The sequence below is a fragment of the Parasynechococcus marenigrum WH 8102 genome, from assembly GCF_000195975.1.
Taxonomy (GTDB): Bacteria; Cyanobacteriota; Cyanobacteriia; order PCC-6307; family Cyanobiaceae; genus Parasynechococcus; species Parasynechococcus marisnigri.
The window spans coordinates 1,238,482-1,260,192 of the sequence record NC_005070.1 but is presented as its reverse complement, the minus strand read 5'-3'; the positions used below and the strand labels follow the sequence as shown (position 1 = coordinate 1,260,192).

The following is a 21,711-nucleotide window of genomic DNA, read 5'->3' as shown; positions in this document are numbered from 1 at the left end:
TTGGACGTCGCCATGGCAAGCAGCACTGCGTCACGAATCGCCGAGATGGCCGGTGGTGGGCAGGGTCGTGTCGCGGTGATCGGTGCATCGGGCTATGGCGGGCTGCAGACCATCAGGCTTCTGCAGGACCATCCGTCATTGACCGTGACGTTCCTCGGCGGAGAACGGAGTGCAGGACGGCGCTGGAGCTCGATCTGCTCATTTCTGCCGCTTCCGGAAGACCCCGTTGTTCAGTCCGCTGATGCTGAGCGCATCGCTGCGGCCGCGGATTACGCCGTCCTCAGCCTCCCCAATGGATTGGCCTGTCAACTCGCACCGGAGCTTCTGCAGCGAGGTGTGCGGGTGGTGGATCTCTCGGCCGACTTTCGCTACCGATCGCTGGAGCAGTGGAGTCAGGTGTATGCCCAGGAGGCCAACCGTCTCTCACGGGAGGATTCGGAACTCTGCCAACAGGCGGTGTATGGATTGCCGGAGTGGCATGGTCCTGCCATCGCTGAGGCCAGGTTGGTGGCAGCGCCCGGTTGTTTCCCGACCGCAAGCCTGCTTCCGTTGCTTCCCTTCCTGAAGCAGGGCCTGATCGACACCGACGGCATCGTCATCGATGCCAAAACAGGCACATCCGGCGGCGGTCGTGTTCCTAAGGAGGCGATGTTGCTGGCAGAGGCCTCAGAGTCGATTGCTCCTTACGGCGTGATCGGACATCGGCACACCTCGGAAATCGAACAGATGGCCCGGGAGGTTGCCGGTCAGGATGTTCGGTTGCAGTTCACTCCCCATCTCGTGCCGATGGTGCGTGGCCTGTTATCCACCGTGTACGCACGCCTGCGGGATCCTGGTCTGACGGCTGAGGACTGCACAACGGTTCTCGAAGCGGTGTATCGCCACCACCCCTGCGTTTCCGTGCTGCCGGTGGGCACCTATCCAGCCACCAAGTGGGCGCGGCACACCAATCGCGCGTTGGTCTCCGTTCAGGTGGACACAAGAACCGGGCAGATGATCCTGATGAGCGCCATCGACAACCTGATCAAAGGTCAGGCTGGACAGGGGGTGCAATGCCTGAACCTGATGCATGGCCTGCCGCCGGAGACAGGGCTTCCCTTGCAGAGTTTTTATCCCTGACGCCAGCGATCAGCAGCCAGCATCAGGCCAGCGGGCAGGATGCGATGTTCCTGTTGCTGAATCCGCCGGGACAGGCTGTCGTGATTGTCAGTGTCCAGCACCGGCACAGCTGCCTGAACCAGGATCGGACCGGCATCGAGGTCCTCTGTGACCAGATGAACCGTGCAACCAGCGAGCCGGACCCCGGCCTTGAGGGCCTGGCCGACGCCATCAAGCCCCCGGAAGCTGGGCAGCAGCGATGGATGGATGTTGATCAGCCGGTCTGGGAAGGCCTGAATCAACTCGTTGGTGACGATGCGCATCCAGCCGGCCATCACGATTCCTTCCACGCCAAGCGATTGGAATCGCTGCACCAGGTCACGGTCGAGTGCTGAGCGGCTGTCGTAGTTCCGATGATTGAACAGTTGCCAGGGAATGCCGAGCCGTTTTGCCCGTTGTTGGGCACCGCAGCCAGGGTTGTTCACCACCAACAGAGCGATCTCGGCATTGATGTGTCCATCCCGGATCGCTGTTGCCAAGGCCTCGAAATTGCTTCCGTTACCCGATGCCATCACGCCCACTCTGATCGGTGGGCTGAGATCGGCTGGTCCACCTGACGATGGATGAATCAGGGCCTGGTCAGATGACATCTGCTGGCTAGGGTCTGCAAAAGCGGGCATTCAGTTCATGTCCCATCTCTCCATCCTGCCGACCGCTTACACACGGGCGGATCTGCTGGAAACAGCTCTGCAACACGAAGGATTTGATGTCGCGAAGAGTGCTGTGATGGCGCCCTTCAATGGCAAGTCCCATCTGGTGGATCTGCTCGCCAACCTGCCTGATGGCTCCCCATCCCTTGGTTGGGGTTTGGGATCCGATGGCGTGATCACCATGGTGGGTGATCTGCAACGGCTGGCCCGACATCAGAGTCTTGAGGCAAGGCTCCAGCGGGTGGCACGGCGATATGCGCTTCTTGCTGCTCTTGAGTCGATGGATTGCTTCGGATCCTCCGCGACGATGATCATCGAATCGTTCTGAGGTGAACGGCGACGTTCACGTTCATCTGGATCTTGTTCAACCAGAAGAACAGCGCATTCGCGTCACGATGCGGTGGACAGGGTCCACCTCACGCCAGATCCTGCAGTTCCCCCTTTGGACACCTGGCTCCTACACCATCCGTGATCCCGTTCAGCATCTGCACAGCCTGCAGCTGACGGCTGCCACAGGTGTCGTCACCTTGCGACGTCTTGCGCCCCATCAATGGCTGGTGGACGATCTCGATCCAGGGCCGCTGTGCCTCACGTACGTGGTGGAAGCCAGGGACCTGACGGTGCGGACGGCCTTTGTCGATCCGGAGTTCGCCTCCTTCAGCCTCGCTGCAGTAGTGATGGAACTGGATGGATGTCGGTGGACTCCCCATCGACTCACTGTGAATAGCGCTGATGCCTGGCAGGTCCACTGCCCCCTCCCAAGTGATGGGGGTGGATGGCGCGCCGCCGATTTCGATAATTTGTTGGATAGTCCAGTCCAGGCAGGTCTGTTCGATAGCCAGCTTTTTCGTGTCCAAGAGCATCAGCACGAGTTGCTGCTCATGGGGGACCCGCCGGGGGGATGGCCGACCACGCTGAAGGCCGATGTTGAACGGGTCTGTGAGGCCACATGTCGCTTGATGGGCACTCCCCCACCGGCCGGTGATCGCTATCAGCTCGTGATTCAGATGCTTGACAGCGGCTATGGCGGCCTCGAGCACGACCACAGTGCTGTATTGCAGTTCAACTGGTCAGCCCTGGCGAAACCGGATGGTTACCGGCAATTGCTGCAGCTGGTGGGCCACGAGTATCTGCATCAGTGGAATGTGCGCCGGCTGCGCCCACGGGAGTTCCGCCCCTATGACTACGGCCACCCCGTTGTCAGCGAAGGGCTTTGGTTCGCCGAGGGAATCACGAGCTACTTCGACCTCGTGTTGCCGCTGCTGGCTGGCTGCAGTGATCGCTCCACATTGCTGAAGGATCTCAGTGAGGAGCTGTCCAGAGTGCTGATGGCTCCGGGGCGGCGGGTGCAATCCCTGGCTGCCAGTGCCCAGGAGGCCTGGGTGAAGTTGTACAAGGCCACTGCGGTCTCAGCTGACAGCCAAATCAGCTACTACCGACTCGGGGCTGCCACGGCGTTCTGTCTGGATGTGCGCCTTCGGCAGCGGGACAGTTCTCTGGCGGAACAGCTTCGGGCTCTCTGGATGACGCACGGAACGGTGGGTCGAGGCTTTGTTCGAGAGGATTTGACTGTGTTGTTGAAAGCCATTGATCCCGGTCTTGCCGATGATCTCGACCGATGGTTGGACAGTGCTGACTCCTTGCCCCTTCAGGACACGGCCGCTCTGATTGGAGCGCGATTCGACCCCGTGCCTCTGGCTGAGCCCGATCACGGTCTGACCCTGGCTGATGTCAACGGTCGTGTCGTTGTCAAGCGTGTCGCCCTGGATAGTCCTGGCCGAGCTGCGGCGTTGGTTCCCGGCGATGAACTCATCGCCGTCGACGGCAGACGGGTGAACGCGTCAGCGGATCTTCCCTTGCTGCTGAGCGTGGATCGGCCAGCTGTGTTCACCTATGCCCGTCGAGGCTGCCTCGCTACAACTCAACTGTGTGCAGTGCAGGGTGTGGAACGGTGGTGCCTCAGCTGGGAACCTGCGGCATCCTCGGAGCAGCTGTTTCTGAGAGATCGATGGTTCCGGTTTCTCTGATCCAGAAACTTGAACAGGTTGCCGATCTGATCCGTCTGCACCCTCGAACTGCTGTAGCTGTGGCGGCTACGGGATCCCTTGCTGTTCTGCTGGTCAGTTGGGTCAGCCTTGACCGCAGCAAGCCATCCCACGCTGGTGATCGTCCATCGCTGATGGACCTGCTTGAGCAGGTGGAATCAGGCAAGGACATCAAGTCGCCACCAGCAGTGGATCACCCACGTGCTCCTCGCTCACGGTCCTGGACATCCCCTTTGGCAAAGCAGTGCACCGGGATTGATTCCGCCCTGCGTTCTCGCCTGAAAGCGCTGCAACGCTCCAGTGATGTCTGGCGCACCACCGTTCACATTCATTCGACCAATTTCGGTGAGCGTTTCTCGAAGGATGCCTACGGCACTCCATTGGATCCATCACCGCGGGTGGTGGTCATGCACGAGACCGTCTATTCGTTGACATCAGCGATCAACACGTTCCAGACGCCTCATCCTTTCGACGAAGACCAGGTGAGTTACCACACGCTGGTTGGATTGGATGGAAGCGTTGTTGACATCGTTGACCCGCTCAAACGGGCCTATGGAGCTGGCAATTCTGCATTTCTTGGTGAATGGGCCGTCACCAACCCGCGCCTGTTGGGCTCTCTCAACAATTTCGCGCTGCACGTCAGCCTGGAAACCCCCGAGAGCGGTGCCAATGATGCGTCACAGCACACTGGATACACATCACGTCAATACGACGCTCTTGCCGTTGTTCTTTCGGATTGGATCAATCGCTTCAAGTTGCCTCCGGCAGCGATCACCACGCACCGCCATGTTGATCTGGGCGGAGAGAGGGGGGACCCTCGCAGCTTTAACTGGGCATCACTTCAATATCGCCTTGCCGCGTTAGGTGATCTCTGTGTCTCTTGAGCATGGGTTTCATGCCGATCACATTCAGTCATTCATCACACCAGCTCCAGTTACCTTCTGTCGGAGCACGCTTCGTACGGTTTGATCAGTTGATTTGAGGCACATGGCATCCAACGGACTGGTCGTCGTCAGTGGCATTGCCGCTGTGGCCCTGGCAGGTCTGACTTTTGGTTCGGAAGCTCACGCCCATAAGGTCCACCACGACTGGCATGGCCATCACCACCATCACGGATCCAAGAAGAAACAGAAGGCTTACGACAAGGGGTATCGGAAGGGTTACAAGCACGCAGTCCGCTCGACCGGGTCATCCTGGATACAGGTTGTTCACCCCACTTACCGTCCCATTTACCGCCCCGTACCACGACGCGTTGTGGTGTCGCCTTACCACTCTTGGCTGAATGTTGGACTCGGCGTCCACTTCTAAGAACTCAGGGGATTCAGATCAACATGTAGGGCTGGCTGCGGCGGGAGCTGTAGATCAGCCCGTGCAATTCAGGATCCTGCATGTAGCTCAGGATGCGGCTGGGGTAATCGAGTTTTCCGTTGTGCAGGTAGGCCAGGGTGGCGATCGCCCTGGCATCCGCGTAGGAACTGCTGGCATCCAGTCGTCGACCACTGGGAAGCCCAAGCTCCTGTTTGAGTCGAATCATCTTTCCCACCAGCAACACCACACTGATCTTTGGATCGAGCAGTTGATTCCTGGCCCAGGCCATTTCATCGGCGCTGGGGTTGGCAGGCAGACGGTTTTGGTGGATCAGCTCGGTGATGGCGAGCTGCGCCGGACCATGGGTTTTGACCAGTCCGGAGTGGGCGATAAACGGAAGACCTTCTCCGGGCTTGGCGTGCTGAATTTCGTCGAACAGAATGGCTGTAACCAGCATCGGATTGACGCGATGCTGAGCAGACTCCTTCACGATCACAGGCTTGAGCTGTCGGAGCTGATCGATGGTCAGCTCTCGTAAAGGTTGAAGCTGATCGACGCCCCGCGTGAACAATTGCGCCAGTGACGTCTGTGGACCGTGCACCCCGAAACGTTGCTGAAGCAACTGCAATTCCTCAGGGGAAAAGATCGATGGATCAGGCCGTTCGTCTTGCGAAGTGGCCTGATTGATCGCTTCAGACACCTCCGCCGACGGCTTGGAGACCGAGGGAGGAAAAAGAAGGGCCAGGCTCAGGACCAGGGCACCGCAGCGCTGCAGACGTTCACGCATGAACTGGAGGCGGGACTCTGCTCAAATCAGCACCGAAACTAGCCGGGGTGTCCCAGGAGATGGGCAAGCCCGGTCGTTCCTCGATACCTTCAGTCGGAGTGCACCATCAGGGCCCGATGAGCTTCCCGGATTTCAGCGCCAGTGACGCTCAGATTCAATGGCAGCGCTTCTGTGACCTGCTCTGGTATCACGAAGATCTCGGCATCTGGTTGGACATCAGCCGCATGCATGTCAACCCATCCCATCTCGAGCAGCTGCAACCGGGATTCGATAAAGCCTTCGCGGCCATGGCCGAGCTCGAAGCTGGTGCCATTGCCAACCCTGATGAGCAGCGTCAGGTGGGTCACTATTGGCTGAGGACCCCGCAGTTGGCGCCTAATGAGGCGGTCCGAGACCAAATCGCCACAGAAATCGATCAGATCGATCAGTTCGGTCGGGATGTGATCAGCGGCGTGATCAAAGCTCCCGGAGGACAGCCCTTTACGGATGTTCTCTGGATCGGCATCGGCGGTAGCGGTCTGGGGCCCCTGTTGATGATCAGAGCGCTGCAGGGCCACGGCTCCGGTCTGCCGTTTCACTTCTTCGACAACGTCGATCCAAATGGCATGAGTGCCGTTTTGGCTGAGCTGGACGATCGACTGGCGACAACCCTTGTGGTCACCGTGAGCAAGTCCGGCGGCACGCCGGAGCCCCATCTGGGTATGGAGCAGGCTCGCCATCGTGTGGAGTCCCGTGGTGGCCGCTGGGCCGATCAGGCTGTGGCTATCACCATGGTCGACAGCAAACTCGATCGGGAAGCCCAACAAGACGGCTGGCTTAAAAGCTTTTCGATGTTCGATTGGGTGGGAGGACGCACCAGCATCACCAGTGCCGTTGGCTTGCTGCCTGGTGCTCTGATCGGAGCTGACATCCGCGATTTTCTCGCTGGTGCTGCCCAGATGGACGATGCCACTCGTCTGGCGGATCTCCGGCGCAATCCAGCAGCACTGATGGCGGCCTCATGGTTCGTTGCTGGGGACGGCAAGGGACGTCGCGACATGGTGGTGCTTCCCTATCGCGATCGCCTCGAGGTGTTCAGCCGCTACCTCCAGCAGCTGGTGATGGAGTCCCTGGGCAAGCGACTAGACCGTGACGGCAACGAGGTGAATCAGGGCATCGCCGTCTACGGCAACAAGGGATCCACAGACCAGCACGCCTACGTACAGCAGCTCCGAGACGGTGTTGACAACTTTTTTGCCACTTTCATCGAGGTGCTTGAGGATGTTTCTGATATCCCTGTGATCAAGGATGAATGTCCAGGCGATTTTCTTGATGGTTTCCTACAAGGAACGCGGTCAGCGTTGACTGAAGGAGGTCGCCAGAGCCTCAGCATCAGCATGCGTCGCTTTGATGCGCGTCGTCTTGGTGCGTTGATTGCTCTGTTCGAACGTGCCGTGGGCTTCTACGGCGATCTGGTCAATATCAATGCTTATCACCAGCCTGGCGTGGAAGCCGGCAAGAAAGCTGCCGCGGCAATCCTCGACCTGCAGAGCCGGGTTGAAGCTGTTCTCAAAGACGGCGCACCACGCACCGTCAGTGAAATCAGGCAGGCCGTTGGTGACGGGAGCGATGAGGCGATCTTCTGGATCATGCGTCATCTCGCTGGCAATGACCGGGGCTACCGGGCCGAGGGGGATTGGGCCAACCCGGCCAGCATCCGGTTCAGTTGCAGCTGATCGGCATCTGCCGATCAGGGCACCAGGTTGACCAACTTCCCCGGCACCACAATCACGCGTCGGGGGGGGTGTCCCTCCAGCCATTTGGCAGCGATCTCACTGGCCAGTGCCAAGGCCTCAAGCTGTTCTTTGTCGGCGGCGGCGGGAACCTGAATGGTCCCCCGAACCTTCCCCTTGATCTGAATCACCAGGTCCACGGAATCCTGAACCAAAGCACTGGGGTCCAGTTCTGGCCAACCGGCACGATGCACGCTGGACGTACCCCCGAGCTGATGCCAAAGCTCTTCGGCAAGATGGGGAGCAAAGGGTGCCAGAAGCCGAAGCAGTGTTGAGAGGGCTTCCTTCAGCACTGACGTGCTCAACTCCGCAACACCAACGGAAGTGATCGCATTGGTGAGCTTCATCAGCTCCGAGATGGCGGTGTTCAACTGAATCTCGTCCTGCAGGTCCTCACTCACCGCATCGATGGCGATGTGGATGGCACGACGAACCTTGGCGTCGGTGTCGGCCAACGGCTCGGGACGCTCCTCTGGCTCGAGGCTGTCGATACGGGAGTCGGCGGACTCCACCAGCCGCCAGATCCGCTGCAGGAAGCGGAATTGACCTTCCACGTCAGAGTCATCCCATTCGAGGTCCTTCTCGGGCGGTGCCTTGAACAAAATGAACATGCGAGCGGTGTCGGCGCCGTAGCGATCGATCACTGCCGCAGGGTCGACGCCGTTGTACTTCGACTTCGACATCTTTTCGAATAACACCTCCAGAGGTTCACCGCTGGTCGGATCGGTCGGTGTCTCCGGGTCCGACACATCCGCAGAGGCGACGTATTTGCCGGTGCTGGGATTGCGATATGTCGTTCCCTGAACCATTCCCTGGGTCAGCAGACGATCAAATGGTTCAGCCACATCGATCAAGCCCCGATCCTTCAACGCCTTGGTGAAAAAGCGGGAATACAGCAGATGCAAAATGGCGTGCTCAATGCCGCCGACGTACTGCTGCACCGGCAGCCAGCGATTCACGGCTTCACGGCTGAACGGCTGTTCCGTGTTGTGTGGATCCGCGAAACGGAGGAAATACCAGGACGAACACATGAAGGTGTCCATCGTGTCGGTTTCGCGTTTGGCCGGTTCGCCACAGGAGGGACAGGGGACGTTGACCCAATCCTGCTGCTGCTCAAGTGGTGAGCCTCCTTTCCCTGACAGATCAATGCCGCGTGGGAGTACCACGGGTAGGTCCTCGCGAGGCACGGGAACGGCACCGCAGCTAGGGCAATGGATGATCGGAATCGGGCAGCCCCAGTAGCGCTGTCTTGAAATCAGCCAATCGCGCAGCCGATAGGTGACCTTCGCTACTGCCCATCCCTGCTGCTCCCCGTGGCGCGTGATCCGCTCCTTGGCCTCGATGGAATTCAGACCATCGAAGTCTCCTGAATGAATCAGCACTCCAGGATCCGTCCAGGCCTCTCCGGCCGCGATCGCAGCGGCGGCCCCCTCGGCCTCAATCACTTGCTGAACGGCCAGCCCGTAGCTCTGCGCAAAGCGTCGGTCCCGCTGGTCATGGGCGGGGACTCCCATCACGGCGCCGGTGCCGTAATCCACCAGCACATAGTCCGCGATCCACACCGGCAATGCCCTGCCGTTGAGTGGATTGAGGACGGTGGCGCCAGTGAAGACTCCACGCTTGGGAGCGTCATCACTGGTGCGCTCCAAGGCACTGAGGCGAGCCACCTCTGCCTGGAAGGCCTGCACAACATCCTGCTGATCCGGGCTCGTCAGGCTGTTCACCAACGGGTGGTCCGGGGCGAGCACCACGCAGCTGGCACCAGCCAAGGTGTCTGGCCTTGTGGTGAACACTGTGATGGTTGTGTCGGAATCGGAGGACACCTTGAACTGGATCTCAGCACCCTCGGAACGACCGATCCAGTTGGCCTGCATCGTGCGAACGCGCTCAGGCCATCCGCTCAGCTGATCGAGGTCATTGAGCAGGGCTTCGGCGTACTGCGTGATCCGCAGGAACCACTGATTTAACTGTCGCTGTTCCACCAGTGCACCGGATCGCCAGGAACGTCCGTCGGCATCGACCTGCTCGTTGGCAAGAACGGTTTGATCGACTGGATCCCAGTTGACCGTTGCGTTCTTCCGGTAGGCCAGACCGCCATCGAAGAGCTCCAGGAACAACCACTGGGTCCATCGGTAGTAATCGCTGTGGCAGGTGGCCTGCTCACGGTCCCAGTCGATCGACAAGCCGAGGCGATCCAGCTGCGATCGCATCTGATCGATGTTGCGATCGGTCCAATCGCCGGGATCAACGTTGCGTTCTATCGCGGCATTTTCGGCGGGAAGACCGAAGGCATCCCATCCCATCGGGTGCAACACCGAGTGGCCACGCATCCGTTGAACGCGGGCGATCACATCGGTGATGACGTAATTGCGCACATGGCCCATGTGCAAGGTCCCTGAGGGGTAGGGAAACATCGACAGGGCGTAGAAACCCTTTCCGTCTTCAGGCTCCGGAGTGACATCCAACCCCTCTGATCGCCAGGTCGTCTGCCAGCGTTGTTCAAGGTCCGCAGGCGAGTAACGGCTGTTCACGGTCGACAAGATGTCGGCAAGGTTGCGATCGTGTCACATCCGGCGGTTTCAACCGAGAGCGCGGATCACAGAGATCTGGCGGCGACTGATCAATGTGGGGCGAGTGGCAGGGCTCCGCTCGATGGCCAGAAACTCGGGGTCCTGCCAGATGAGTCGACCTTCAATCCGCTCGGAACCGATCACATCAACGCTGATGGCCAGCTGCTCTCTGATCCAGGACTGAAGCAATCGGACCCCAGGCAGACTGGGATCGAGGGGCGCAGTCTCCATAAGATTCGGATCTGCCATCAGCTCACCATGCTGCAGTTCAGCAAATATCAGGGACTTGGCAATGACTTCCTGATCCTGGAAGGGCGGCAAGGGCAGTTGCCGCAATCGGTCGTTGAGCCGGACCCCGTCTGGGTGAGGCAGCTCTGCGACCGACGCTTCGGAATCGGTGGTGACGGCGTGATTCTTGCGCTGCCGCCCCAGGGGCAGGGTGATCTGCGCATGCGGATTTTCAACGCCGACGGCAGCGAGGCAGAGATGTGTGGCAATGGCATCCGCTGCCTGGCACGTTTTCTTGCCGACAGCGACGGTGACGCTCCTGGAAAACGCTGGGCGATCGAAACACCGGCGGGCCTGATCCGTCCGGAGCTGCAAAGCGATGGTCAGTTGCGCGTCGACATGGGTGCTCCCTTCCTGGAACCCTCAAGCATTCCCACAACTCTCCCGCTGGTGGACGGGTTGGCGAGGGGATCGGCCGATCTTGCGGATCGAGCGCTGGAGGTGGCAGCGGTTGGGATGGGAAATCCCCACGTCGTGGTGCCGGTGGAGGACCTCAACGCGATTCCCTTCGACGCATGGGGGGCGGCCCTGGAGGTTCACCATCTGTTCCCGGCCAAAACCAACGTGCATTTCCTGCAGGTGCACGCCCGCAACCGTCTGGAGATCCGTGTGTGGGAACGCGGTGCTGGACCGACGCTGGCCTGTGGGACAGGTGCCTGCGCCACCCTTGTTGCTGCTGTCCTGCTTGGACTGGCTGACGACCATGCCGAGGTGATGCTGCCCGGCGGTCCACTCCAGATTGCCTGGCCTGGACGCCATGGTGCTGTTCTGATGACGGGTCCGGCCGTGGCGGTGTTCGATGGGGTGTTGTCACCGGACCTGATGCCGGTTGGAGAGTCACTCGTTGCAGAGCCGTTGACGCCAGATGTCGCGGACAACGCGCCCTTCGACTGTTCCCGTGATTGTGTGGACAGCTGCCAACAACCGGACAACTGTCTGCGTGATGCTGCCCAGCAGCAGGTTCAGGCCTTCCTCAACAGCACCTCACTGGACGCCATGCTGAATCTGGCCAGTGAATCTCTCGAGCAACGGACTCGGGCTCGGTTTGAGCGTGACACCCTCTGAGCTCTACCTCGACGCAGCGGCCACAACCCCACCGTTGCCGTCGGTTATTGAGTGCATCAATGCTGTTCAGCGGGAGGCCTGGGGCAACCCCAGCAGCCTTCATGGCACCGGACTGGTGGCCGCTGAACAGCTGGCTCGATCCCGACAGACCATCGCCGCACAACTGAGTGCTGATGAGGATGAGCTGATCTTCACCTCAGGTGCCACCGAATCGGTCCACCTCGCCCTTCAGGGTGTCGCCGCTGGTTGTCCACCTGGGCGCCTTGTGATTTCAGCGGTGGAACATCCCGCGGTTGAGGGAGCAGCGGGCCAACTCGCACAACTGGGGTGGACCGTGGCGCGGTGGCCTGTGGATGGGAGCGGTCGGATCCGGTTGGAACTGCTGGATCAGTTGCTGGCACCACCAACGCAGTTGGTTTCCTTGATCTGGGGGCAGAGCGAAGTCGGCACGGTTCAACCCATACCGCTGGTGGCCAGCGCCTGCAGAGAACGGGGCATTCCGTTCCACACCGACGCCACCCAGCTCATCCCCCAGGGGCTCATGGACTGGTCCACCTCCTGCATCGATCTACTCAGCTTCTCCTCCCACAAATTGCAGGGTCCACGCGGGATTGGGGTGCTCTTGCATCGCCAGGGTGTCCTGGCTCAACCTCTGCTAACAGGAGGGGGGCAGGAAGGGGGTTATCGCGCCGGTACCGAAGCCGTCGCACTGATTGCAGGCCTTGCGGTGGCCTTGCAACAGCTTCCACGGTTCAATCCACATCAATCGATGGCTCCGCCGGGGTCCACTCCTCAAATCCGTTCCATGCGGGATCGATTGCAATCAAAGCTGGAAGCCATTCCCTCGCTGACGGTGATCAATGCCACTGAAGAGCCGCGACTGCCCCATCACCTGGCTTGCCTGATCGCAGACAGAGCGGGCCATCCCCTTGCGGGTCGGCGACTGGTGCAGCAGCTATCGCGGCTGGGTGTGGCCTGCAGCAGCGGCAGCGCATGCCGTTCCGGTCATGCCCAAGACAGTGCCGTGCTCACCGCCATGAATGTTGCGCCCAGCTGGAGGCAATCGTTGTTGCGTTTCAGCCTTGGTCCCTGGCTGAACGACGACGATCTGGACGCTGTTCCACCCTTGTTGATCCGGGCGATTGACGCCTGCACCTGAGAGGCTGGAGCCAAATTTGATTGATCAGCAGACGTGCCTGAAGCCCAGAAGGCCAGCCTTCCCGCCGATTTGCAGACGGCCGAAGCCGATCTGCTCAACGCTCTCAAGGCAGCCCTCGCCTCGGGCAAAGGGGCTCGATGGGGCGCAACCCTTCGTTTTGAAAATCTGCGGGTGCTTCCAGTTGCCCTGCGGCTGTTTCAAAGCCTTCGATCCCTGGATGCATCTTGTCGACTGCTCTGGCCGGATGCCGGGGCTGCCGCACTGGCACGCCGGGATGCAGCCGATTTTGCTGACGGCATTCTTGATTTCAACCAGTGGTCAGCTGCTGGAGGCGCCGATGGAGTGGTGTTAGCAGTCGGTCCACAACCTTCGGATTACGAGCAGTTCATGGCCATTTGTCAGGAGCATCGCGGCTCGATGGTGATGCTCAACGGCCGGTTGGAGGATGCCGCTGTGGGAATCGGCAGTGTGGCCCGCGAACGGCGTCGCGGCTTTGTGTCGTCCTGGCAACAGGCGTATTGGCTTCAGCCGCTGGAGGGCGGTGCACTGATGCGAATGTTCCCGGACGACTGGTCCCTCTACCGACTGGATGACGATGGGTACCGCCACTTGGCGTCGATGGAGAGTCGACCGGATCCTGAGCAGATCGCCGCTCTCTTGGCCGGTGAAGATCCGGACAGCCTCAAACAACAGCTCAGCAACGTGGATCGATTCATCGACGGCCTGCGCAGCTGACAATGGCTTGATCCGACCACAAGCTCTCCGTAAGGTTCGTCACGAAGCAGTGGTCCCATGCAGAGACGGTTCTCACTCAGCTCCATCACGTTTGTCGATGGCTTGGCGATCACCGCAACTGTCGTCGCGTTGGCAGGTGTGGTCTGGTCGCCCAAATTGACCAACGCCGTGGCCCGTGCGACGGGCTCTATCAAGCAGGTTGAGGTGAGTGTGGACGTGCGTCACCTGCAGGTGGCCGATTCGGATGCGTTGTTGGAAGCCATTCGTGAGGAAGGAACCGTCAGCATCGTGATTCGCAACCAGCCGGCAGGTCGCGTCGGGCTGATGTCGGTTGAAGACATCAGTCGCCCCCTGACTCAGCTCCTTCCGAATGGAACGGTTCTCGAGGCTGAAGACACCAGCCCGGCGCGAGGTCTACATGCGCGCTTCCGCCTCAAGGCCGAGGCTGAGACAGGACCATCCGGTGTCGTCTTCGGTGGCACCAAACTCAAGATCGGTAGTCCCGTGGAGCTCGAAGGACGGCTCTACCGCGTGAATGGGTTTGTGAGTGGCGTGACCATTCCATGAGTCAGCGTTGGATCATCCCGGCTCTGACGTTGGTGCTGCTCAGCGCAAGCTCTGCGGTCCATAGCAACGAACGCCTGCTGCACCCCATTACCCCTAACAGCCGTCAGGGACTGCCTGGCCCTGCACAACGTCCGCTTTGCCCGGCGTTGCAGCGAGCGGTGGTGGGGTCCCTTGGCTCCAGCACAGCTCCCTGGAGCATCAGCGTTCTTGACGAGCGCGGCCAGCTGCTGGCGGACATCAACGGATGGCTGCCGAGGATTCCCGCTTCCAATCAGAAACTGATCAGTTCCGCCTTTGCTCTCGATCGCCTCGGGCCCGATTTCAGACTGAAGACCCAGTTGCTGCGCCATGGAGACGGCAGTCTGGAGATCGTCGGTGAGGGCGATCCTGATCTCAGCATCGCCGAGATCCAACGCTTCGCCATGGTGGCCCTTGGCCGTGGTGGTTCTCGTTCATCAGATTCGGCTGGAACTCCTCTGCAGCTGATGGTGCGGGAGGAGCCACCTCAGCGCTGGTGGCCCAGCGACTGGCCGTCAGACGACCGCAGCTACGCCTACGGAGCACCGATCACCCGCCTCGCGCTCACCAGCAATGCTCTGCACATGGCGGTGATGGACCCTGCCCGACGGCTGGAGCGGGTGTTGTCGACAACAGTCAGCCAACAGGGGGGAAGACTTCGGTTGGTGAGGGTGAATCCCGAGCAACGGGAAGCGGCTCTCTCTCGCACCAAGGCAGAGGACCCAGTGGTGATTCACAGCGAGATGTCAGCACCGATGCATGGGCTGCTGAGTCTGGCCAACACCGAGAGCCATAACTTCACCGCCGAAGTGCTGATGCGTGAGGCGGCAGACAATTGGGATGTGGCTGAGGCCTCTTTGGCCAACACGCGCTGGATGCAGGCTCAGGGCATTCCCATCCAGGGACTTCGCATCAGGGATGGAAGTGGCCTCTCCCGAGGCAACCGAGTCACGAGCAGAACGTTGTCGACCCTGCTGTGGCGTATGGCGCAGCATCCATATGGTGCCTTCTACCAAGCATCAATGGCGATTGCGGGCCGACGTGGAACTCTCTGGCGCTTCCAGCGCGGAACCCCACTCACTGGTCAGTTCTGGGGGAAGACCGGCACCCTCCGGGGTGTGAATTCCCTCAGCGGAATCTTGGAGACGTCCAATGGGCCCCGTTACGTCAGCATGATTGCTAACGGCGCGGCATCCCCACGGGGTGTCATGGGCGACGTGCTGCTCGCTGTCCAGCGGATCAGCCGGTGCCCTTCATGGAACGCAGTCGGGATGCGGCCCGACGACCACGGCTGATCGGCACGGCTTTGCCCTCGATGTCGTCAACTGTCGGGCCATCACTGCTGATGGTCTGAATCTTGACCAGTTCCTGGCGGCCGGCCATCACCACTTGAGCCATCTCCTTGAGTCGAACTTCCAGTTCACCCAGGGTCTGTTCCGCATATCGGTTGGCTCCATCCTGAACAGCAGCAGCCTCCTTACGGCTGCGTTGAATCAGGCCCTCACATTGTAGCTGGGTCTGTTGCCGGAACTGCAAGGCATCGTTGTGCAGCCGCTCGGCTTCCTCACGGCTCTCACTCTGCAAGCGCAGAACCTCGCGTCGAATGGTCTCCAACTCCTGCAGGGCCTGCTGGCGGCTGGCTTCATGCTGCTCGGCATGTTGACGCTTGATCTCGGCAGCGTCTTGCTCAAACTGTTGACGGCGCTGCTGAGCCTCCTGTTCCAACTGCTGACGGCGTGCCGCGAACTGTTGCTCCTGCTGCGCCAGCTTGCTTTGCATCTCCTGCTCAAGCTGGGCACCCTGCTTTCGAGTCGACTGCAGCAGTTGCTCGCATTGCTGGCGTGTCTGTTCGCGCAGCTCCAGCACCTGACGCTCCGCCTCCTGTCGGACCGAGGCGGTGCTGACCAACTGCTCGTGCTGCCGTTTGGCCTGCTGAACGATCTCTTCCGCCTGCTGCTTTGCCGTATTAATGAATTCGTCACGTCGCTCCAGCAACTGGGCGGCGCGTTCGAACTCCTTCGGAAGGGTCTCGCGCACTGCGTCGAGCACTTCGACGGCATCACCCTCGTTGACCAGACGCCCGCCACTGAATGGAATACGACTTCCCTCGAGAAGGACATCCTCCAGCTGATCCAGATGGTCGAGGACAGCGAGGCGAGCGTCGCTCATGTCACCGGGGTGGGAAAGTCGAATTAAAGAGCCTGTTCAGGTCCTTGGCCACCTCCTTGGGGACCATGTGATCCACAGGGCCGCCGAAACGGGCCACCTCTTTCACGACAGAGCTGCTGAGGAAGCTGTGACGGGTCGATGTCGCGAGGAAGACCGTCTCCAAATCTTCGGCCAGTGATCGATTGGTGTGGGCAATCTGTAGCTCGTATTCGAAGTCGCTCATCGCTCGCAGTCCACGCAGGATGAGATCGGCTTGATGGGTGACGGCGCAATGCACGGTCAAGCCGTCAAAGCTGACCACGTCAATGCCGTTCAGGTGACGGGTCGCGCATTGAATCTGACCGATGCGCTGATCGACGCTGAAGGCGGGTTTTTTGTTGGGATTCGACAGCACGGCAACAGTGACCTGCCCGAACAGGGCGACTGCCCGCTCGATCAGATCCATGTGGCCATTGGTCAAAGGATCAAAACTTCCCGGGTAGAGCGCCCTCATCCGCAGAACCCTGGACTAAAGGGATCTTATGCAGTGGTTTGATCTCTAGATTTCCCGCAACGCTGGATGACCGATGAGCCTCGACGTCGACGCCAAGAAGGTGCTGTTGCGCAAGATTCCCCACGGCCTGTTCGTCTGCGGTGTCCGTGAGGGCGATGAGGTGAATGGCTTTACCGCCAGCTGGGTGACCCAGGGGTCCTTTGAGCCACCCTTGGTGGTGATGGGCGTGCGGGCTGACAGCACCAGCCACGGAATCATTGAACGCACCAAACGGTTCTCTCTCAACATGCTGAAAGCCGATCAAAAAGATCTGGCTGCGGTGTTTTTCAAGCCCCAGAAAGGACTCGGAGGTCGCTTTGATGCAGCACCGTTCCAGGACGGTCCCCTTGGGCTGCCCCTGCTGGATGGGGTGATCGGCGGCGTCGAGTGTGAGCTGGTGGGTCAGATCCAGCACGGTGATCACACGGTGTTCGTTGGTGAGGTCAAAACCGCTCAATTGCTGGAGGACGGTGAAGCTTTGACCATGGCCAGCACCGGATGGAACTACGGCGGTTGAGCGATCGTTGGCTGACTCCCTGACCATGCCGCCGCTGCTCACGCAGCCGGAAGTGCTTGAGCGTCGGCTGAAGGAGATTCCGCCGGAGCCTGGTTGCTACCTGATGCGCGACGGAGAGGACAGGATCCTCTATGTCGGCAAGTCGAAATCGCTGCGCAGCCGTGTCCGCAGCTACTTCCGAAGTCGGCATGATCTGTCGCCGCGCATCCGGCTGATGACGCGACAGGTCTGTGAGATCGAATTCATCGTGACCGACAGCGAAGCGGAGGCTCTGGCCCTTGAATCCAACCTGATCAAGAACCATCAGCCGCACTTCAATGTGCTGCTGAAGGACGACAAGAAATACCCCTACCTCTGCATCACCTGGAGCGAGGCCTATCCCCGCATCTTCATCACGCGACGGCGCCGATTCCGCAGCCCCCTCGATCGCTTTTACGGGCCCTACGTCGACGTCGGACTGTTGCGGCGCACCTTGTTTCTGGTGAAGAGGGTCTTCCCGCTGCGACAGCGACCGCGACCGTTGCACCCCGACCGCACTTGCCTTAACTACAGCATTGGTCGCTGCCCAGGGGTTTGCCAGGAAAAGATCACCTCTGAGGACTACCACCGAACCCTGCGCAAGGTGGCCATGGTGTTTCAAGGGCGCAGCGATGAACTGCAGCGTCTGCTCGACGAGCAGATGAACCGCTACGCCGAACGTCTTGATTTTGAATCCGCTGCCCGGGTCCGCGACCAGCTCCAGGGGCTCGACCAGTTGACGGCTGATCAGAAGATGAGTCTTCCAGACTCCAGCGTCAGTCGGGATGTGCTGGCCCTCGCCTGCGACGACCGTCTGGCCGCTGTGCAGCTGTTCCAGATGCGCGCCGGAAAACTTGTGGGGCGGCTTGGTTACACCGCCGATGCTTCAGCTCTGGCACCGGGTCTGATTCTGCAACGGGTGATTGAAGAGCACTACTCCCAGGTCGATGCGGTTGAAGTGCCGCCGGAGTTGTTGGTGCAACACGCTCTTCCGCAACAGCAGCTTCTTGAGGACTGGCTGACGGAGCAACGGGAACGCAAGGTGCAGATCCACTGCCCAAAACAGCGTCAGAAGGCAGACCTAATCGAACTGGTTCAGCGGAACGCGGAATTCGAACTGCTGCGGGCCAAGCAGGGGCAGGAGCAGCAAGCGCTAGCCACCGAGGATCTGGCTCAGCTGTTGGAGATGCCGACGCCGCCGCGACGGATCGAGGGATACGACATCAGTCACATTCAGGGCAGCGATGCCGTGGCCTCTCAGGTGGTGTTTATCGATGGCCTGCCCGCCAAGCAGCACTACCGCAAATACAAGATCCGCAGCAGCAGCATCCAGTCCGGCCACAGCGATGACTTCATGGCCATGGCCGAGATCATGCGCCGGCGCTTTCGTCGTTGGGCCCGCGCCAAGGCTGATGGTGTCGATGTGGGTGCCCTGCGCCACAAAGGTGGCAGTGCCCTGCAGACCGACGGCCTCAACGACTGGCCGGATGTGGTGATGATCGATGGCGGCAAAGGACAACTCTCTGCGGTGATGGAGGCCCTGCGGGAACTCGATCTGCACGAGGACCTCAACGTCTGCTCGTTGGCCAAACAGCGGGAGGAGGTGTTCCTCCCCGGCGAAAGTCAGCCACTGGAGAGTGAGCCGGATCAACTCGGCGTGGCCTTGCTGCGTCGCCTGCGGGACGAAGCCCATCGATTCGCGGTGAGCTTCCACCGGCAACAACGTGGTGAGCGAATGAAGCGTTCACGCCTCTCCGACATCCCAGGGGTTGGTCCCAAACGGGTGAAGGATCTGCTGGCGCACTTCCATTCCATCGATGCGATTCAGATGGCTTCCGTGGATTTGCTCTCCAAAGCCCCCGGTGTGGGAACAGCTCTGGCCAGGGACATCCACGGGTTTTTCCACCCTGCTGAGGAAGCCGGGCAGGATGAATGCTCAGAAGAGCCCCGTGCACACACCGCATGATCCGTTGTCTGCTGTTGTTGTGCTGCTTGTTCGGACTCCTTGGGAGACCGGTTCTGGCGTCACCAGGACTGTGCACCGGCCCGGTCTGCGCCGATGACATCACCCGCAGTGCCAAGAATCACTGGCAGCTGATCCTGCGGCTAAACGACCAGCAGGGTCACAGGGAGAAGGTGGTGATGGATTGCCGTGCCGGCGTGCTGAGCCCGTTTGCCGGGCAGGTGGACCGCAGCTATGCCACGGCCGTTGGACGACGGGCCTGCCGTCTGGCGGGGGAGGCGGGCTGAGTGGACATCACCCTGGTCTTTCCCCATCAACTGTTTGCTGATCACCCCGCGATTCAGGCCGGTCGCACCGTGGCCCTGATCGAAGACCCGTTGCTGTTCGGAACTGATCCGCAGTGGCCCCTGCGGATGCATCACCAGCGCCGGCTCCTGCACCGAGCCTCGATGACTGTCTACGCCGAACAGCTACGAGGTCGTGGCTTCAACGTGATTCATCAGCGCCATGACGCTGCACCAGACACCCAGGGCCACCTGCAGCTGTTGCATTCCGCTGGATATCGCCATGTTCACCTCGTTGACCTGGTGGATCACTGGCTTGAACGTCGGTTGAACGCCTTCGCTGAGAGTGTCGCTCTGCGGGTATCCGTGCTGCCGACACCGATGTTGTTAACCCCCGCTGACGTGCTCGAGAAGCACTTTGGGACGGGCAAAAAGCCCTTGATGGCCAAGTTCTACGAGATGCAGCGCACCCGGCTGGGGGTGCTCATGGACGCGGAGGGGCGACCCGTTGGCGGCCGATGGAGTTTTGATGCTGACAACCGCAAGAAACTGCCCAAAGACATCAGCGTTCCTCCGATACCCGTCGCCACGCCATCGACTGTGGTGAACACATCACGACAGCAATTGGCGCAGGAGAATTTGCCCGGGGTCGGCAAGCTGGATGGCTTTTACTACCCCATTGACCACAAGGAAGCCTCCCGCTGGCTCGACAATTTCCTTGACGAACGCCTGGTTCAGTTCGGGGCCTATGAAGACGCCATCAGCACGCAGCATCAGGTGATGTGGCATGGCGTGCTCACACCGATGCTGAACATTGGTCTGCTGACGCCTCAGCAGGTGCTGGATCGGACCCTGGCCCGTGCGGAGGTTGGTGATGTGCCGCTCAACTCACTTGAGGGCTTCATCCGCCAAATCATTGGCTGGCGCGAATTCATGGCTGCCATGTATCGACGCCATGGGGTGACCATGCGCAATGGCAATTTCTGGGAGGTGGAGGATCGCCCGATTCCCGAAGCCTTCTACACCGGAAGCACGGGTTTACCCCCGATTGATGACGCCATCAGCCATGCCTTGGACACGGGTTATTGCCACCACATCGAACGGTTGATGCTGCTGGGCAACGTGATGCTGCTGTGTGGCTTTCATCCCACGCGGGTGTACAGCTGGTTTATGGAACTGTTTGTTGATGCCTACGACTGGGTGATGGTGCCCAACGTCTACGGCATGAGTCAGTTCGCCGATGGCGGCATCTTCACCACAAAGCCCTACGTGTCCGGCTCGAACTACGTCCGCAAGATGTCGGACTATCGGAAAGGTGCGTGGTGTGAAGTGTGGGACGGGCTTTTCTGGAGTTTCATTCGACGCCACGAAACCTTTTTCAGGAGTCAGTTCCGGCTGGCGATGATGGCTCGGAACCTCGACAGGATGGCGCTGGAAACACTGTTGACGCATCAGCGCAAGGCGGCTGATTTTCTTGACGGCCTCACCTGAGACCTGCGTAAGGTCGCACCAATGCGGTTGCACTGATGACCCTCCCACCTGAGGCCTACCTCTGGTTCAAGACGCTTCACATCGTTGGTGTCGTCGTCTGGTTCGCCGGATTGTTCTACCTGGTGCGGCTGTTCATCTATCACGTCGAAACGGCTGAGCTGGCAGAGGATCTGCAGCAGCCATTCCGCGATCAGTACAGCCTGATGGAGAAACGCCTTGCCAACATCATCACGACGCCGGGGATGGTGGTGGCAGTGTCCATGGCCATCGGCCTGTTGGTGGCCCAGCCAAGTTGGCTGCAGCAGGGTTGGATGCACGCCAAGTTGGGCTTCGTGGCCGGTCTTCTGGCCTATCACGTGGCTTGTTATCGACTCATGGGGCAGCTGCAGGCGGGAACCTGTCGATTGAGCGGAAAGCAGCTGCGGGCACTCAATGAACTGCCGACGCTGCTGTTGGTGATTGTGGTGATGCTGGTGGTGTTCAAAAGCCAGTTCCCGACCGGTGCCGCCACGTGGTTCATCGTGGCGTTGGTGGTGTTCATGGCAGCGTCCATTCAGTTCTATGCCCGCTGGCGACGCCTGCGGGCGGAAGCCCAGGCCGTCACAGGAAGCTGAG

General features: G+C 60.2%; 22 protein-coding genes. 15 read left to right on the top strand and 7 right to left on the bottom strand.

The genetic code is table 11. The annotated features are described in order from the left end of the window. The first annotated feature begins 45 nt into the window (after nt 1-45). Nucleotides 46-1,119: an N-acetyl-gamma-glutamyl-phosphate reductase gene (gene argC, locus TX72_RS06330; protein WP_011128126.1), complete on the top strand. Its 1,074-nt coding sequence runs from the start codon at nt 46-48 to the stop codon at nt 1,117-1,119. Here the strand turns inward: argC and purN are convergent. Then, on the bottom strand, nt 1,110-1,778 hold the full coding sequence (gene purN / locus TX72_RS06325) for a phosphoribosylglycinamide formyltransferase (protein ID WP_011128125.1): 669 nt from the start codon (nt 1,776-1,778) through the stop codon (nt 1,110-1,112). The two genes, argC and purN, sit on opposite strands and share 10 nt — an antisense overlap. Nucleotides 1,779-1,785: 7 nt before the next feature. On the opposite strand from purN, the gene TX72_RS06320 reads away from it, so the two are divergent. Genes TX72_RS06320 through TX72_RS06310 form a run of 3 tightly spaced genes read left to right on the top strand, consistent with a single transcriptional unit; the run spans nt 1,786 to nt 4,737 of the window. Continuing rightward, the gene (locus TX72_RS06320; RefSeq protein ID WP_011128124.1) at nt 1,786-2,136 is read left to right on the top strand and encodes a hypothetical protein; all 351 of its coding nucleotides are present in this window, start codon (nt 1,786-1,788) and stop codon (nt 2,134-2,136) included. A 1-nt stretch (nt 2,137) separates the two neighbouring features. Further along, on the top strand, nt 2,138-3,835 hold the full coding sequence (locus tag TX72_RS06315; RefSeq protein WP_011128123.1) for a M61 family metallopeptidase: 1,698 nt from the start codon (nt 2,138-2,140) through the stop codon (nt 3,833-3,835). Further along, nucleotides 3,817-4,737 (top strand): N-acetylmuramoyl-L-alanine amidase, encoded by a 921-nt coding sequence (locus TX72_RS06310; RefSeq protein ID WP_011128122.1) that lies wholly within the window; start codon nt 3,817-3,819, stop codon nt 4,735-4,737. The genes TX72_RS06315 and TX72_RS06310 overlap by 19 nt, the downstream gene beginning before the upstream one ends. Nucleotides 4,738-4,822: 85 nt before the next feature. Here the strand turns inward: TX72_RS06310 and TX72_RS14845 are convergent, their stop codons facing one another. Beyond that, the gene (locus tag TX72_RS14845; RefSeq protein ID WP_263969695.1) at nt 4,823-4,954 is read right to left on the bottom strand and encodes a hypothetical protein; all 132 of its coding nucleotides are present in this window, start codon (nt 4,952-4,954) and stop codon (nt 4,823-4,825) included. A 220-nt stretch (nt 4,955-5,174) separates the two neighbouring features. Further along, nucleotides 5,175-5,948, bottom strand: a complete 774-nt coding sequence (locus TX72_RS06305; protein WP_011128121.1) for a hypothetical protein — start codon at nt 5,946-5,948, stop codon at nt 5,175-5,177. 116 nt (nt 5,949-6,064) lie between these two features. Between TX72_RS06305 and TX72_RS06300 the strand changes: the two genes are divergently transcribed. Next, complete coding sequence (locus tag TX72_RS06300; RefSeq protein WP_042503503.1) at nt 6,065-7,663, top strand: glucose-6-phosphate isomerase; 1,599 nt, start codon at nt 6,065-6,067, stop codon at nt 7,661-7,663. A gap of 14 nt (nt 7,664-7,677) precedes the next feature. On the opposite strand, the gene leuS is transcribed toward TX72_RS06300, so the two are convergent. Together leuS and TX72_RS06290 are read right to left on the bottom strand one after the other, a co-directional pair. After that, a complete protein-coding gene (gene leuS / locus TX72_RS06295; RefSeq protein WP_011128119.1) occupies nt 7,678-10,251 on the bottom strand; it encodes a leucine--tRNA ligase in 2,574 nt (857 codons plus the stop codon). Nucleotides 10,252-10,299: 48 nt separating this feature from the next. After that, on the bottom strand, nt 10,300-10,539 hold the full coding sequence (locus TX72_RS06290; RefSeq protein WP_318655389.1) for an Hfq-related RNA-binding protein: 240 nt from the start codon (nt 10,537-10,539) through the stop codon (nt 10,300-10,302). 9 nt (nt 10,540-10,548) lie between these two features. Between TX72_RS06290 and dapF the strand changes: the two genes are divergently transcribed. The 5 genes from dapF to dacB are packed head-to-tail and all read left to right on the top strand — an operon-like array spanning nt 10,549 to nt 15,417. Next, nucleotides 10,549-11,643, top strand: coding sequence for a diaminopimelate epimerase (gene dapF, locus TX72_RS06285; protein ID WP_011128118.1), 1,095 nt, complete (start codon nt 10,549-10,551; stop codon nt 11,641-11,643). Beyond that, the gene (locus TX72_RS06280) at nt 11,630-12,802 is read left to right on the top strand and encodes a cysteine desulfurase family protein (protein WP_011128117.1); all 1,173 of its coding nucleotides are present in this window, start codon (nt 11,630-11,632) and stop codon (nt 12,800-12,802) included. Before dapF ends, TX72_RS06280 begins: the two co-directional genes overlap by 14 nt. 33 nt (nt 12,803-12,835) lie before the next feature. Continuing rightward, nucleotides 12,836-13,537 carry a DUF1995 family protein gene (locus TX72_RS06275; RefSeq protein WP_011128116.1) on the top strand — a complete coding sequence of 234 codons (702 nt, stop codon included), beginning with the start codon at nt 12,836-12,838 and terminating at the stop codon, nt 13,535-13,537. A 57-nt stretch (nt 13,538-13,594) separates the two neighbouring features. Beyond that, nucleotides 13,595-14,104 carry a DUF4330 domain-containing protein gene (locus TX72_RS06270; protein WP_011128115.1) on the top strand — a complete coding sequence of 170 codons (510 nt, stop codon included), beginning with the start codon at nt 13,595-13,597 and terminating at the stop codon, nt 14,102-14,104. After that, nucleotides 14,101-15,417, top strand: a complete 1,317-nt coding sequence (gene dacB, locus TX72_RS06265) for a D-alanyl-D-alanine carboxypeptidase/D-alanyl-D-alanine endopeptidase (protein ID WP_011128114.1) — start codon at nt 14,101-14,103, stop codon at nt 15,415-15,417. Before TX72_RS06270 ends, dacB begins: the two co-directional genes overlap by 4 nt. Here dacB and TX72_RS06260 read toward each other — a convergent pair. Together TX72_RS06260 and coaD are read right to left on the bottom strand one after the other, a co-directional pair. Continuing rightward, nucleotides 15,362-16,291: a coiled-coil domain-containing protein gene (locus TX72_RS06260; RefSeq protein ID WP_011128113.1), complete on the bottom strand. Its 930-nt coding sequence runs from the start codon at nt 16,289-16,291 to the stop codon at nt 15,362-15,364. The genes dacB and TX72_RS06260 overlap by 56 nt on opposite strands. A 1-nt stretch (nt 16,292) precedes the next feature. Beyond that, complete coding sequence (gene coaD, locus TX72_RS06255) at nt 16,293-16,784, bottom strand: pantetheine-phosphate adenylyltransferase (protein WP_011128112.1); 492 nt, start codon at nt 16,782-16,784, stop codon at nt 16,293-16,295. A 73-nt stretch (nt 16,785-16,857) separates the two neighbouring features. Here coaD and TX72_RS06250 point away from each other — a divergent pair, with 73 nt between their 5' ends. Genes TX72_RS06250 through hemJ form a run of 5 tightly spaced genes read left to right on the top strand, consistent with a single transcriptional unit; the run spans nt 16,858 to nt 21,710 of the window. Continuing rightward, nucleotides 16,858-17,340, top strand: coding sequence for a flavin reductase family protein (locus TX72_RS06250; RefSeq protein ID WP_011128111.1), 483 nt, complete (start codon nt 16,858-16,860; stop codon nt 17,338-17,340). 25 nt (nt 17,341-17,365) lie between these two features. Next, nucleotides 17,366-19,324, top strand: a complete 1,959-nt coding sequence (gene uvrC / locus TX72_RS06245; protein ID WP_011128110.1) for an excinuclease ABC subunit UvrC — start codon at nt 17,366-17,368, stop codon at nt 19,322-19,324. Continuing rightward, nucleotides 19,321-19,608, top strand: a complete 288-nt coding sequence (locus tag TX72_RS06240; RefSeq protein WP_011128109.1) for a hypothetical protein — start codon at nt 19,321-19,323, stop codon at nt 19,606-19,608. Before uvrC ends, TX72_RS06240 begins: the two co-directional genes overlap by 4 nt. After that, nucleotides 19,609-21,096: a cryptochrome/photolyase family protein gene (locus TX72_RS06235; RefSeq protein ID WP_011128108.1), complete on the top strand. Its 1,488-nt coding sequence runs from the start codon at nt 19,609-19,611 to the stop codon at nt 21,094-21,096. A 35-nt stretch (nt 21,097-21,131) separates the two neighbouring features. Further along, nucleotides 21,132-21,710 carry a protoporphyrinogen oxidase HemJ gene (gene hemJ / locus TX72_RS06230; RefSeq protein WP_011128107.1) on the top strand — a complete coding sequence of 193 codons (579 nt, stop codon included), beginning with the start codon at nt 21,132-21,134 and terminating at the stop codon, nt 21,708-21,710. Nucleotide 21,711: the final 1 nt, after the last annotated feature.

What these genes read in the sequence shown, in the direction of transcription:
- argC (WP_011128126.1), top strand. Translation starts at nt 46, where the DNA reads ATGGCCGGTGGTGGGCAGGGTCGTGTCGCGGTGATCGGTGCATCGGGC.
- purN (WP_011128125.1), bottom strand. Translation starts at nt 1,778, where the DNA reads ATGCCCGCTTTTGCAGACCCTAGCCAGCAGATGTCATCTGACCAGGCC.
- TX72_RS06320 (WP_011128124.1), top strand. Translation starts at nt 1,786, where the DNA reads ATGTCCCATCTCTCCATCCTGCCGACCGCTTACACACGGGCGGATCTG.
- TX72_RS06310 (WP_011128122.1), top strand. Translation starts at nt 3,817, where the DNA reads ATGGTTCCGGTTTCTCTGATCCAGAAACTTGAACAGGTTGCCGATCTG.
- TX72_RS14845 (WP_263969695.1), bottom strand. Translation starts at nt 4,954, where the DNA reads ATGGCCATGCCAGTCGTGGTGGACCTTATGGGCGTGAGCTTCCGAACC.
- TX72_RS06305 (WP_011128121.1), bottom strand. Translation starts at nt 5,948, where the DNA reads ATGCGTGAACGTCTGCAGCGCTGCGGTGCCCTGGTCCTGAGCCTGGCC.
- TX72_RS06300 (WP_042503503.1), top strand. Translation starts at nt 6,065, where the DNA reads ATGAGCTTCCCGGATTTCAGCGCCAGTGACGCTCAGATTCAATGGCAG.
- TX72_RS06290 (WP_318655389.1), bottom strand. Translation starts at nt 10,539, where the DNA reads ATGGCAGATCCGAATCTTATGGAGACTGCGCCCCTCGATCCCAGTCTG.
- dapF (WP_011128118.1), top strand. Translation starts at nt 10,549, where the DNA reads ATGCTGCAGTTCAGCAAATATCAGGGACTTGGCAATGACTTCCTGATC.
- TX72_RS06270 (WP_011128115.1), top strand. Translation starts at nt 13,595, where the DNA reads ATGCAGAGACGGTTCTCACTCAGCTCCATCACGTTTGTCGATGGCTTG.
- dacB (WP_011128114.1), top strand. Translation starts at nt 14,101, where the DNA reads ATGAGTCAGCGTTGGATCATCCCGGCTCTGACGTTGGTGCTGCTCAGC.
- TX72_RS06260 (WP_011128113.1), bottom strand. Translation starts at nt 16,291, where the DNA reads ATGAGCGACGCTCGCCTCGCTGTCCTCGACCATCTGGATCAGCTGGAG.
- coaD (WP_011128112.1), bottom strand. Translation starts at nt 16,784, where the DNA reads ATGAGGGCGCTCTACCCGGGAAGTTTTGATCCTTTGACCAATGGCCAC.
- TX72_RS06250 (WP_011128111.1), top strand. Translation starts at nt 16,858, where the DNA reads ATGAGCCTCGACGTCGACGCCAAGAAGGTGCTGTTGCGCAAGATTCCC.
- uvrC (WP_011128110.1), top strand. Translation starts at nt 17,366, where the DNA reads ATGCCGCCGCTGCTCACGCAGCCGGAAGTGCTTGAGCGTCGGCTGAAG.
- TX72_RS06240 (WP_011128109.1), top strand. Translation starts at nt 19,321, where the DNA reads ATGATCCGTTGTCTGCTGTTGTTGTGCTGCTTGTTCGGACTCCTTGGG.
- hemJ (WP_011128107.1), top strand. Translation starts at nt 21,132, where the DNA reads ATGACCCTCCCACCTGAGGCCTACCTCTGGTTCAAGACGCTTCACATC.